Raw genomic sequence first — 12,992 nt, forward strand, 5'->3', positions numbered from 1 at the left:
TTAATCTCGCCTGACGACGACGTAGGAGGCAACGGTGGCAAAGGCGCCCACCACAAACCGACGCGGCACGGCCCGCCGCGACCGAATGCATTATCTGTATATTGCGGTGATTGCCGCGGTACTGTTGGGCATCATCGTCGGGTTCGCATTCCCGGACTTCGCTGCCGAGCATTTGAAGCCACTCGGTACCGGATTCGTTGCGCTGATCAAAATGATGATCAGCCCGATCATCTTCTGCACCATCGTGCTCGGTATCGGCTCGGTCGCCCAGGCCGCCAAGGTCGGCAAGGTCGGCGCGCTGGCCCTGGCCTACTTCCTCACCATGTCCACCGTCGCCCTGGCCATCGGCCTGGTCGTCGGCAACGTGCTGCACCCCGGCGAGGGCATGAAACTGGACCCCGACCACGTCGCCGCCGCGCAGGAATCGGCCACCAAGGGCGAGTCCACCGAGGACTTCCTGCTCGGCATCATCCCGGACACGCTCGTCTCCAGCTTCACCGCGGGTTCGGTGCTGCAGACCCTGCTGGTCGCCATCCTCGCCGGCTTCGCCCTGCAGAAACTCGGCCGCGCCGGCGCTCCCATCCTGCGCGGCATCGAACACATCCAGCGGCTCGTCTTCCGCATCCTCGCCATGATCATGTGGGCGGCACCCGTCGGCGCCTTCGGCGCCATCGCCGCCGTCGTGGGCGAAACGGGCTGGGACGCCCTGACCAGTCTCGCCGTCATCATGCTCGGCTTCTACGCCACCTGCCTGGTGTTCGTCTTCGGCGTCCTCGGCGCCGTCCTGTGGCTCGGCGCGCGCATCAACATCTTCCAACTTCTGCGCTATCTCGGCCGCGAGTTCCTGCTCATCCTCTCCACCAGCAGCAGTGAATCCGCCCTCCCCCGCCTCATCGCCAAGATGGAGCACATGGGCGTCAGCAAGCCCGTCGTCGGTATCACCGTGCCCACCGGCTACTCCTTCAACCTCGACGGGACCGCCATCTACCTGACCATGGCCACCCTGTTCATCGCCACCGCCCAGGGCAGCCCCTTGGGTATCGGCGAACAGATCGGCCTGCTGTTGTTCATGATCATCGCCAGCAAGGGCGCCGCGGGCGTCACCGGCGCAGGCCTGGCCACTCTCGCGGGCGGCCTGCAAGCCCACCGGCCCGAACTGGTCGACGGCGTCGGGTTCATCGTCGGCATCGACCGCTTCATGAGTGAAGCCCGCGCCCTCACCAACTTCGCAGGCAACGCCGTCGCCACCGTCCTCATCGGCACCTGGACCGGCGAGCTCGACCGCACCCAGGCGCGCCACGTTCTCACCGGGCGACACCCCTTCGACGAAACAACCATGATCGACGACCACCACGGCACGCCGCCCGACGACGAGCACGCCGAGGACAGCTCGACCGACCACCAGCGGGAGACGGCCTCGGTCGGGTAACCCCGCCCGCCCGCCGAGCGCCTCGATGGGGGCAGGACCCCACCGGTCCTGCCCCCATCGGCCTCAGTGCGGCCTTTTTCTCGCCGTTGCAACCCGGCGAGCAATGCCTGCACTTTCGGACAACGGAACCGCCCGAAAATGCGTACTGAAAACGTCTCGTAAATAGCGGTCGAAACCTGGGGACCAACTCTACCTTTTGCTTCGAGACATCCCTTGAATAAGGCGGGAAGACACCCCTTCACCAGAGGGGCAGGCCACACGATGTGGCGTCAATTACAGAGGAAACTCTTTCCTGTCGGAAAAGGACACGATCCCTTTTGCCGATGGGCTTCCGAAAGGCCAGGGAAATGACTTCCACTGACATCAACGCGGTGATCGCCGAACACGGCACGGCCCTTCTCGCCTACGCCACCCGGCTGACCGGCGGCGACCGCCACCTCGCCGAGGACGTGGTCCAGGAGACGTGGTTGCGGGCGTGGAAGAACGCCGACCGCCTCACCGAGGACTTCGGCTCGATTCGCGGCTGGCTACGGCGGATCGCCCACAACGTGGCCATCGACCAGCACCGCAGCCGCAAGGCGCGGCCGACCGAGGTCAACCTGCCCGACCCGATCCTGCACAACGCGGCCACCGTCGCCGATCCGACGGAACGCATCAACACGCGCCTGGAGCTCGACGAGGCGCTCGAGACGCTGTCGCCGTTGCACCGCAGCACCGTGATGCAGGTTTACTTCGAGGACCAGACCACCGCCAGGACGGCGACGATCCTCGGTGTCCCGACCGGCACCGTGAAGAGCCGCATCCACAACGCGCTCAACAACCTCCGGTCCGTGCTGACCGGACCGCAGCGGTCGCAGGCGGCTTGATCGAGCCGCTTCGGGTTGCTCCGGCCCGCCCAGGGATGTCCGTCGGCCGCCGCGCCTTCTTCCTCGGTGCTTGTGGTTGCTCCGGCGCGCCCAGGGATGTCCGGCTGCGTGGCTGAGCCGCCCGGAGTGGCCCCGGCTGCCCGGTCGACCGGCCCGAGCAAGTCGCGGCCCGCCAGACCTGAGCTGCCCGGAGTGGCCCCGGCAGCCCGTGGCCGATTGACCCGAAGCAGGCCCGTCCGACCGAGTCGACCAGAGTGACCCCGCCATCGGGCCGGCTGCTGAGACTTCTTCGACCCTGACCCGCATCACCCCGCTTGCGGATCCGACTGCGCCGAGCCCGTGCCACAGGCCACGCGAGCTCGACGTGGCGCCGCCGCGCGGCGAGCCGGACCGCGATGGGCTGGGAGAAGCACGAGTCACTGACCACCCTGCTCGTCTGGCTGGACCGGCACCCCGGCAGGCTGTCGCTGGTCGTCGCGGAGAACGAGGACGGCAGAGCTCGCGACATCACCCGCACCCGGGTACTTGCGGGAACGCCTGGGCCGCCGTGCATGCGGCGATCCGGCAGGGTGCGAACGTCACGGTCCATTTCGCGTGATCGTTGCTGCACAATTTCGAGTGAAGCTACGGGTACACCCGGTGATTCGGCATCGTGCACGTCGATTTCGCCAGTCAGCGCACGATCACGGGCGGCGGATGGTTCTTCGGTGAATCCGCTTCGCGCAATTCCGTGGCCCTGTCCTGAGAACGCGCATGGTTGCCGGATCCGCTCGGCCGAGCGCGCCGACGACGCCCCACACTCAGCGCGCATCCGCTGCCGCATGTGGTGCTTGTCACCTCGGCCGACCGTGCTTCCTGTGACGCGCGCGAGCCCGGTGTTCGCCGCCAGGAACGGCACATTCCACCTGGTGATCGTCACCGAGCAACAAGAAAGCCGCCACCCGGCTGGGTGGCGGCTTTCTTGTTGTACCCCCGATGGGATTCGAACCCACGCTACCGGCGTGAGAGGCCGGCGTCCTAGGCCGCTAGACGACGGGGGCTAGCTCGTTGCGACTGATCGAAATCTTATCGGATGCCGATTCGTCGATCGCAGCTGGGGTACCAGGACTCGAACCTAGACTAACTGAACCAGAATCAGTCGTGCTGCCAATTACACCATACCCCAATGGCCCGCTCTCACGTGCCGCAAACGATGCTAGCGGATCGACTCCGCGCCGTTTCCCCGGGGGTCGGCACTTCCATTGTGCCAGGTCAGCGCGGCGCGGGCACGATTGTCCCCGCGACGGAGTACTCCACGTGGTCGGCCAGCTCGACGAGCGAGTTGATCGCCGTGACTCCCTCCGGGACCGACTCGGCGGCGCCCGCGCGGTTGAGCCAGACGGCCTGCAGACCGGCGTTACGGGCCCCTACCGCGTCCGTGCGCAGCCGATCCCCCACGTGCATGGCCTCGTGCGGCTCACAGTCCACCGCCGCGCACGCCGAGTGGAAGATCAACGGGTCCGGCTTCGCCGCGCCGACTTCACCCGCGATGGCCACGTGATCGATGTACGGACTCAGCCCGAGATCCTCCAGCTTGGTGCGCTGGTGGTTCCCCGAGGCGTTGGTCACCGCGGCGATGCGCAGGCCGTTGGCGCGCAACCGTGTCAAGCACGGCAGCACGTCGTCGAACAGGCGGAAGCGGGCGCGCATCCCAGCCGCACGTCGCCGCTCGAAACGCGCCGCGTCCGCCTCGTCGACGGCCACCCCCAGGGCGTCCAGGAAGGCCGCTGTGCGACGACGGTGCATGGTCGGGTAGTCCAGCTCCCCGTCGACCACGCGGCCCACGTACTCGTCGGTTATGCGCTCCCACAGCGACCACATGTCCGAGCGGCCGATCATCGCCGTCAGCGCGGCACGGCTGGCCGAGGTGAAATCGACAAGCGTGTCGTCGATGTCGAGAAACACCGCGCGCACGACGGAGCCCTCCCCCTGGTCGGGAAGGCTCCCTCCGTTTCGCGGCCTGGTCGGGGCAAGCGCGAACTCCACCACGTGAGGTTAAAGGTTCAACCCCATCGGGCGACTCTGCCAACGGTGTGAATACCGTGCCGCCGGTTGGCGGTTTCGTTCACTCTTCGAGGCGCGCGAGCGCGTCGGTGAGCCGCTGCAGCGACCTCTCCCGGCCCAACAGCTCCATCGACTCGTACAGCGGCGGTGACACAGTGCGGCCGGTCACGGCGACCCGCACCGGCGCGAACGCCTTGCGCGGCTTGAGCCCCAGGCCTTCGATGAGCGACTTGTGCAGCGCGCTTTCGATGCCTGCCGCATCCCACGTCTCGAGCTCCTGCAACGCGGACAGCGAGGCCCTGAGCACCTCCGCCGCGTCACCCTTGAACGCCTTCGCTGCGGAGGCCTCCTCCACCTCGAAGTCGTCCTCGGCGAACAGAAACCGCACCATCGGAACGGCGTCGGCGAGAACGGCGACGCGTTCCTGCACCAGCGGCGCGATGGCTGCCAGGACGTCCAGCTGCTGCCGGCTCGGCTCCTTAGGCAGCACGCCCGCGTCGACCAGGTACGGCACCACCCGCTCGGTGAAGTCCTCCACCGCGAGCGCGCGCACGTGGGTGCCATTGATGGCCTCGGCCTTCTTCTGGTCGAACCGTGCCGGGTTGGCGCTCACGTCGGCGATGTCGAACGCCTCCACCAGCTCGTCCACCGTGAAGATGTCCCGGTCCGGCGCGATCGACCAGCCGAGCAGCGCCAGGTAGTTCAGCAGACCCTCACGGATGAACCCACGGTCGCGGTAGTTGAACAGGTTCGACTGCGGGTCCCGCTTGGACAGCTTCTTGTTGCCTTCGCCGAGCACATAGGGCAAGTGGCCGAACTCGGGGACGAAATCGGTGATGCCGACCCGCTGCATCGCCTGGTAGAGCGCGATCTGCCGCGGCGTGGACGGCAGCAGGTCCTCGCCCCGCAGGACGTGCGTGATGCCCATCAGCGCGTCGTCCACCGGGTTGGTGAGCGTGTACAGCGGGTCGCCGTTCGCGCGAACCAGCACCGGGTCCGGGATCGTCTCCGCCTGGAACGTGATCTCGCCACGCACCAGATCCGTCCAGGACAGCTCGCCCTCCGGCATGCGCAGCCGCAGCACCGGCTTGCGCCCTTCGGCGCGGAAGGCCGCCTTCTGCTCGTCGGTGAGCGTGCGGTCGTAGTTGTCGTAGCCCTTCTTCGGGTCCTCGCCCGCCTCCCGGCGGCGCTGCTCGACCTCTTCCGCCGTGGAGAACGCCTCGTAGAGCTCACCCGCGTCGAGCAGCTTGGCGATCACGTCGGCGTAGATCTCCCGGCGCTCGCTCTGCCGGTACGGCCCGTACTCGCCGCCGACCTCCGGCCCTTCGTCCCAGTCCAGCCCGAGCCAGCGCAGCGCCTCGAGCAATGCCTGGTAGGACTCCTCGGAATCACGGGCGGCGTCGGTGTCCTCGATACGGAACACCAGCTTGCCGCCGTGATGCCGGGCGAAGGCCCAGTTGAACAACGCGGTGCGGATCAGGCCGACGTGCGGGGTACCCGTCGGGGACGGGCAGAAGCGAACGCGAACCGGACGTGAGAGCTCAGCCATAGCGCCCATCAGGGTATCCGGCGGCGAATCGCTTGACGCCACGGCATCCGTCGGGGCATCGTGGAGTTATTCAACAAACGATGAATAAGGCGGTGAGCCGGAATGAAGCTGACCACGACGGTCGCCATCGTCGGCGGCGGACCAGCGGGCATGGTGCTCGGCTTGCTGTTGGCCAGGGCAGGCGTCGAGGTCACCGTGCTGGAGAAGCACGCGGACTTCCTGCGGGATTTCCGGGGCGACACCGTGCACCCGTCGACGTTGACGCTGCTGGACGAGCTGGGGCTCGGCGAGCGGTTCGGCAAACTGCCGCAGAGCAAGATCACCGAGATCGCCTTCCCCACCGAGGACGACGACCACGTCGTGGTGGCGGATCTGAAACGGCTGCGGGTTCGCTACCCGTACATCGCCATGGTTCCGCAGTGGGACCTGCTCGATCTGCTCGCCGACGCCGCGGCCGAGGAGCCGGGATTCACCCTGCTGCACAACGCCGAGGTCACGGACGTACTGCGGGCGAAGAACGGCGCCGTCAACGGCGTGCGGTTCGTCGACCGGACGACCGACGAGGAGCGCGAGCTGTACGCGACGTTGACGGTCGCCGCCGACGGCCGTTGGTCGATCGTGCGCGCCGCAGCCGGGCTCCCGGTGGCGGAGTTCCCGGTACCGTTCGACGTGTGGTGGTTCCGGCTACCGCGCTATCCCGAGGACCCGCAGACCGCGCTCAGCCCCGGTCTGCAGGACGGCGAGTTCGCGCTGGCCATTCCGCGCGAGGGCTACTACCAAATGGCCATCATCGGCCCCAAGGGCACCGACGAGCGGCTGCGCGCCGCAGGCATCGAGAAGTTCCGGAAACGGGTCGGCAAGGCGTTCCCGTGGGCCGCCGAACGGACCGGCGAGATCGCCTCCCTGGACGACGTCAAACACCTCGACGTGCGACTCAACCGGCTCAAGCAGTGGCATCGGCCGGGGTTGCTGTGCATCGGGGACGCCGCGCACGCGATGAGCCCGATCGGCGGCGTCGGCATCAACCTGGCGGTGCAGGACGCCGTCGCCGCCGCAACGCTGCTGGCCAAGCCGCTCCGCGAGGGCCGGCTGACCACCGCGGATCTGGCGAAGGTGCGGCGCAGAAGGTGGCTGCCGACCGTTGCGGTGCAGACGATGCAGCGCACCATGCAGCAGCAGCTCGTGGCGCCGGTGATGCGCGGTGAGGTCGCCGGGCCGCCGGAAATCGCGGTGCGGCTCATGCGGCGCGCGCCGTGGCTGTCCTACGTCCCGGCGCGCCTGATCGGGATCGGCTTCCGGCCCGAGCACGCCCCGGATTTCGCCAGACGGTGACTCAGGCGTCGACGACCGGGTTGGTCAACGTGCCGATGCCGTCGACGGTGACCGAGACTTCCTGGCCCGCCTGCATCGGACCGACCCCTTCCGGGGTGCCGGTCAGGATGACGTCGCCGGGCAGCAGCGTCATGATCTCGGAGACGAACGCGACCAGGTCGGCGACCGTGTGCACCATCTGCGCGGTGCTGCCGTCCTGCTTGGTCTCGCCGTCCAGCGTGGTGCGGATGCGCACGTCGGACGGGTCCAGGTCGGTCTCGATCCACGGTCCGAGCGGGCAGAACGTGTCGTAGCTCTTGGCGCGGGTGAACTGCACGTCGGCCTGCTGCTGGTCGCGTGCGGTCACGTCGTTGGCGATCGTGTAACCGCGAATGACCTCCAGCGCGCGGCTTGCCGGGACGTTGCGGATCGGCTGGCCGATGACCACGGCCAGCTCGCCCTCGTAGTCGACGCGCTGCGAGTTCGGCGGGCGCTTGATCGCCGCGCCGGGTCCGATCACCGTGGTGGACGGCTTGAGGAACAGCAGCGGCGTACTCGGCGCCTCCCCGCCCATCTCGGCGGCGTGCGCGGCGTAGTTCTTGCCGACCCCGATGAGCTTGGTCGGCAGGATCGGCGCCAGCAGCCGGACGTCGGCCAACGGCCAGCGCTTCCCGGTGAACTGGGGCTGGCCGAACGGGTGCTCAGCGATCTCCGCGACCTCGTCGCCCTCGATCGCGGCGAAGGCGACACCAGAGGGATGTGCGATTCGAGCCAGACGCATACCCCGCACACTACCGGGGCGGGGTGCGCGGGCTGATCAGCACCTGACCGGGATCGTCCCGCCGCGCCAGCCGGCAGGCGTGCCCGACGCCTGAGCCACCGGACCTAGCCCGCGAGCTGGCGGGCGTGCCCGACGCATGAGCCGGCAGACCTACCCCGCGCGAGCCCGCAGGCACACCCGTCGCACGACTCGGCGGGCGCACCCGCCGCGATCGGTCAGCGCGGCGAGCACACCCGCCGGGAACGGCTTCGCTCAGACCCGCATCGACTTGTGCACCAGCGCGTCGCACAGCGCCAGCCAGCTGGCCTCCACGATGTTCTCGTGCACACCGACCGTGGTCCATTCCCGCTCGCCGTCGGTGCTGTCGACCAGCACCCGGGTGACCGCGTTGGTGCCGTGCGTGCCGCTGAGGATGCGGACCTTGTAGTCGGCCAGGTCGACCTCGTCCAGCCAGGTCAGGTACGGCGTCAACGCCTTGCGCAGTGCGGCGTCCAGTGCGTGCACCGGACCGTTCCCCTCCGCGGTCGCGATGACCCGCTCCCCTGCCACATGCACCTTCACCGTGGCCTCGGAGATCACCCTGCCGTCGCTGTGGTGGTCCAGCACCACGCGGTAGGACTCCAGCTCGAACGGCGCCTCCGGGGCCAGCCGCTCGTCGTCCTCGCCCGCGTCGGCGTCCATCGCCCGCCGCAGCAACAACTCCAGCGACGCGTCCGCCGCCTCGAACGACCAGCCGCCCGCCTCCAGCGTCTTCACCTGCTCCACCACACCGCTGAGCGCGGCGGGCCGGCTGGCAAGGTCCACCCCGAGCTCACGCCCCTTGAGCTCGAGGCTGGCCTTGCCTGCCATCTCGGTGACCAGCACCCGCATGTCATTGCCGACGACCCCGGGATCGATGTGGTTGTACAGCAACGGGTCGACCTTGATCGCGCTCGCGTGCAGCCCCGCCTTGTGGGCGAAAGCCGACGACCCGACGTAGGCCTGGTGGGTGTCGGGTGCGATGTTGGCGATCTCGGCAATGGCATGGGAGACGCGGGTCAGCTCGGCGGCGCCCCCGGTAGGAAGCACCTCCATGCCGAGCTTGGTCACCAAGTTCCCCAGCACGGCGAACAAATCGGCGTTGCCTGCCCGCTCGCCGTAGCCGTTCGCGGTGCACTGCGCGTGCGTCGCACCCGCCTGCACCGCAGCGACGGTGTTGGCCACCGCGCAGCTCGTGTCGTCCTGACAATGGATGCCCAGCCTCAGCCCGGTCCGCTCCTTGACCTCGGCGACGGTCTCCGCGATGCCCAGTGGCAGCTGGCCGCCGTTGGTGTCGCACAACACCACGACGTCCGCCCCGCCTTCGCCCGCGGCTTCCAGCACGCGCACCGCGGTCTCCGGGTCGAACGCGTAGCCGTCGAAGAAGTGCTCGGCGTCCAAGAAGACCCTGCGCCCCTCGCCGACGAGGAACGAGACGGTGTCGCGAACCATCGCGCACGCCTCGTCGACGTCGACCTTCAGCGCCCGCTCGATGTGCCTGCGGTCGGACTTGGCCACCAGCGTGATGACCGGCGCCTGGGACTCCAGCAGCGCCCGTACCTGCGGGTCCTCGGCCGCGGCCGTGCCTGCCTTGCGCGTGGAGCCGAACGCCACCAGCACCGCGTGCTTGAGCGTCAGCTCACCCCGCGCCGCCCTGGCGAAGAACTCGGTGTCCTTGGGCAAAGCGCCGGGCCAGCCCCCTTCGATGAAGCCGACCCCGAGCTCGTCCAGCAGCCGGGCGACCGCCAGCTTGTCGGCGATCGAGTACGAAATGCCCTCCCGCTGTGCCCCATCGCGCAGCGTCGTGTCGTAGACGTGGAATGCGTCGCCGAGCGGTGTTCCTGCGGGGACTGTGCGGTTCACTTCTGGTCAACTCCCGGATGGACGAGCGGTGGTCGGCAAACAAAAAACCCCTCGCACGGATGCGAAGGGTTTGCGCGCCGGTAGCTCGATGATCGAGCGCTACTCGGCGCGCCTGCCAATAATGATCACGGCGAAAGCCATGTGCTGCATCATGCCACAACCCGGCGCGATCTCATAACCCGGTCCCCCATCTCAGTATCTGGAACACCGCGGCGGTTCGGCCCTGCACATACGACGGCGCCCCGCTCCACCATCGGAACGGGGCGCCGTCGGTCGTCTTGCGCGCTGGTCAGCCGGCAACCTTGTTGTTCGACGAGACCAGGGCCGCGAGCCGGTCGCCGATCGCCCGGGTGGTGCCGGGGTTCTTCTGGTCGCGGGTGGCCAGGTCGAAGGCCACAGAGGCCTCGATACGGCGGGCGGCCTCCCGCTCGCCGAGGTGATCGAGCAACAGCGCCACCGACAGCACGGCGGCCGTCGGGTCGGCGATGCCCTGCCCGGCGATGTCCGGCGCGGAGCCGTGCACCGGCTCGAACATGCTCGGGTTCTGCCTGGTCACGTCCAGGTTCCCGCTCGCGGCCAGCCCGATGCCGCCGGTGATGGCCGCGGCCAGGTCGGTGATGATGTCGCCGAACAGGTTGTCGGTGACGATCACGTCGAACCGGGACGGGTCGTTGACCAGGTGGATCGTCGCGGCGTCCACGTGCATGTAGTCGACCGTGACGTCCGGGTACTGCAGCGAGACCTCCTCGACCACACGCGACCACAGCGAACCCGCGTGGGTCAGCACATTGGTCTTGTGCACCAGCGTCAGGCGCTTGCGCGGCCGCTGGGCCGCCCGGTCGAACGCGTCGGCCACCACGCGCTTGACCCCGAACGCCGTGTTCAGCGAGACCTCGGTGGCGACCTCGTGCTCGGTGTCCTTGCGCAGGATGCCGCCGTTGCCCACGTAGGGGCCCTCGGTGCCTTCCCGCACCACCACCATGTCGACCTCGCCCGGCGCCGACAGCGGGCTCCCGACGCCCGGGTAGAGCCGAGCCGGACGCAGGTTCACGTGGTGATCCAGCTCGAATCGCAGCCGCAGCAGCAGACCACGCTCGAGGATGCCGCTCGGCACCGACGGGTCACCCACCGCGCCGAGCAGGATCGCGTCCTGCTCCCGCAATTCGTTGAGCACCGACTCCGGAAGCAGTTCCCCGGTCGAGTGCCATCGTGCGGCGCCCAGGTCGTAGTTGGTGATCTCGGTGCCCGGTGCGACTTCCGCCAACACCTTGAGGGCCTCTGTCACGACCTCGGGACCGATCCCGTCACCGGGGATCACCGCGAGCCGCATCCGATACCTCCGTCTTCGCACGTACGCCGGTTTACTCCGGGTACTACCGGGCCTTACCCCGCCGGGGGCAGGTTACCGGCAGGCACCACATTGCGTAATCTCGCCACCCCTATCGGCCCTGCCACGGCGACATTGATCACCGTGTCGGACCGTTCGAGGGTCAGCGGGGGAACGTCACCGCGCGCACCGTCCGCGCGCCGACGCTGTTGCCGATCGGTTCCAGCACGTCCTGCTTCACCGGGCGGTCGACCCGCAGCAGCATGACCGCGTCCGCGCGGTCGGTGGTCTGGCTGATCTGGGCGGCCTCGATGTTGACGCCCGCCTTGCCGAGCAGCGTGCCGACGCTGCCCATGACGCCCGGACGGTCCGGGTACTCCAGCAGGAGCATATTGCCTTCGGCGCGGATGTCGAAGTGCCTGCCGTTGACCTCGACGATCTTCTCCACCTCGTCCAAGCCGGTGATGGCACCGGACACCGACAGCGACGTCCCGTCGGCGTGCACCGCGCGGACCGTGACCTCGCTGCGGTAGATCCGGCTCTCCGGCTCGGTCTTCACGGCGACCTGCACCCCGAGGTCGTCCGCCAGCCGCTGCGCGTTGACGAACGTGACCTGGTCCTCCACCACCGCGTCGAACACACCGCGCAGCGCGGCCAGCGACAGCACACTGGCGTCCTCGGAGGCGAGCTCACCGCGCACCTCGACGGTCACCGATGACGGCGGCTGGCTGGAGAACGCGGCCAGCACGATGCCCAGCTTCTGGGTGAGCGGCAGGAACGGGCGCAGCTCGTCGCTGACCTTGCCGCTGGCCACGTTGACCGCGTCCGGCACGAAGTCGCCGCGCAGCGCGAGCAGGACCGACTTGGCGACATCGGTGCCCGCCCGGTCCTGCGCCTCTCGGGTGGAGGCGCCCAGGTGCGGGGTGACCACGACGTTCGGCAGCCCGAACAGCGGGCTGGAGGTCGTCGGCTCGGTCACGAACACGTCCACGCCTGCGCCGCCGACGTGCCCGTCGGTGATCGCCTTGGCCAGCGCCTCCTCGTCGACCAGGCCACCACGAGCGGCATTGATCAGGACGACGCCCTTCTTGGTCTTGGCCAGCGCGTCGGCGTCGATCAGGCCCTGCGTCTCCGGCGTCTTGGGCAAGTGGATGGAGATGACGTCGGCCCGGCCGAGCAGCTCGTCCAGCTCCACCAGCTCGATACCCAGCTGCGCGGCGCGAGCGGGCGAGACGTACGGGTCGTAGGCGATCAGCTCGACACCGAAGGCCGCCACGCGCTGCGCGAACAGCTGTCCGATCTTGCCGAGGCCGATCACCCCGACCGTCTTGCCGTTCAACTCGACACCGGTGAACGAGCTGCGCTTCCACTCGCCGCCCTGCAGGCTCTGGTTGGCCGCCGGAATCCGGCGCAGCACACTCAGCAGCAAGCCGACGGCGTGTTCGGCGGCCGAGACAATGTTGGACGTCGGGGCGTTGACGACCAGCACACCGCGGTCGGTGGCCGCGGGCACCTCGACGTTGTCCAACCCGACACCGGCACGCGCGACGACCTTCAGCTTCGGGGCCGCGGCCAGCACCTCGGCGTCGACCTGCGTGGCGGACCGGACGAGCAGCGCGTCGGCGGAGCGCACCGCTTCCAGCAGCGCCGGACGGTCGGTGCCGTCGACCTGGCGAATCTCGACCTCGTCACCGAGGACGTCGTGCACGGACGGAGCAAGCTTTTCGGCGAGAAGAACTACGGGACGATCACCAGTGGTCACGAAACAGACTCCGAAAGGTCGTGTCTTTGCTGAGCCCGCAGTC

General features: G+C 68.5%; 9 protein-coding genes and 2 tRNA genes. 3 read left to right on the top strand and 8 right to left on the bottom strand.

Going from position 1 to position 12,992, the window contains the following annotated elements; genetic code table 11:
• Nucleotides 1–85 precede the first annotated feature (85 nt).
• Entirely contained in the window at nt 86–1,429 is a 1,344-nt protein-coding gene (locus YWM_RS22735; protein WP_043660251.1) for a cation:dicarboxylate symporter family transporter, read from the top strand.
• 347 nt (nt 1,430–1,776) lie between these two features.
• Nucleotides 1,777–2,295 carry a sigma-70 family RNA polymerase sigma factor gene (locus YWM_RS0108655; RefSeq protein ID WP_156914711.1) on the top strand — a complete coding sequence of 173 codons (519 nt, stop codon included), beginning with the start codon at nt 1,777–1,779 and terminating at the stop codon, nt 2,293–2,295.
• 967 nt (nt 2,296–3,262) lie between these two features.
• Here the strand turns inward: YWM_RS0108655 and YWM_RS0108660 are convergent.
• The 4 genes from YWM_RS0108660 to gltX form a co-directional block, all read right to left on the bottom strand.
• Nucleotides 3,263–3,335: transfer RNA gene (locus YWM_RS0108660), tRNA-Glu, on the bottom strand.
• Between the two features lie 53 nt (nt 3,336–3,388).
• Nucleotides 3,389–3,460 (bottom strand) — tRNA-Gln (locus YWM_RS0108665).
• Between the two features lie 86 nt (nt 3,461–3,546).
• Nucleotides 3,547–4,239, bottom strand: coding sequence for an HAD family hydrolase (locus YWM_RS22740; protein ID WP_052344724.1), 693 nt, complete (start codon nt 4,237–4,239; stop codon nt 3,547–3,549).
• 160 nt (nt 4,240–4,399) lie between these two features.
• Nucleotides 4,400–5,887, bottom strand: coding sequence for a glutamate--tRNA ligase (gltX, locus tag YWM_RS0108675; RefSeq protein WP_028850400.1), 1,488 nt, complete (start codon nt 5,885–5,887; stop codon nt 4,400–4,402).
• Nucleotides 5,888–5,989: 102 nt separating this feature from the next.
• On the opposite strand from gltX, the gene YWM_RS0108680 reads away from it, so the two are divergent.
• Nucleotides 5,990–7,219, top strand: coding sequence for an FAD-dependent oxidoreductase (locus tag YWM_RS0108680; RefSeq protein ID WP_028850401.1), 1,230 nt, complete (start codon nt 5,990–5,992; stop codon nt 7,217–7,219).
• Nucleotide 7,220: 1 nt separating this feature from the next.
• Here YWM_RS0108680 and YWM_RS0108685 read toward each other — a convergent pair whose 3' ends face one another.
• The 4 genes from YWM_RS0108685 to serA form a co-directional block, all read right to left on the bottom strand.
• Complete coding sequence (locus YWM_RS0108685; RefSeq protein ID WP_028850402.1) at nt 7,221–7,979, bottom strand: fumarylacetoacetate hydrolase family protein; 759 nt, start codon at nt 7,977–7,979, stop codon at nt 7,221–7,223.
• Nucleotides 7,980–8,231: 252 nt separating this feature from the next.
• Nucleotides 8,232–9,860, bottom strand: coding sequence for a citramalate synthase (gene cimA, locus YWM_RS0108690; RefSeq protein ID WP_028850403.1), 1,629 nt, complete (start codon nt 9,858–9,860; stop codon nt 8,232–8,234).
• Nucleotides 9,861–10,149: 289 nt separating this feature from the next.
• On the bottom strand, nt 10,150–11,190 hold the full coding sequence (locus YWM_RS0108695) for a 3-isopropylmalate dehydrogenase (protein WP_028850404.1): 1,041 nt from the start codon (nt 11,188–11,190) through the stop codon (nt 10,150–10,152).
• Between the two features lie 160 nt (nt 11,191–11,350).
• Nucleotides 11,351–12,949 (bottom strand): phosphoglycerate dehydrogenase, encoded by a 1,599-nt coding sequence (gene serA / locus YWM_RS0108700; protein WP_028850405.1) that lies wholly within the window; start codon nt 12,947–12,949, stop codon nt 11,351–11,353.
• Nucleotides 12,950–12,992 lie beyond the last annotated feature (43 nt).

The organism is Thermocrispum municipale DSM 44069, assembly GCF_000427825.1.
GTDB lineage: Bacteria > Actinomycetota > Actinomycetes > Mycobacteriales > Pseudonocardiaceae > Thermocrispum > Thermocrispum municipale.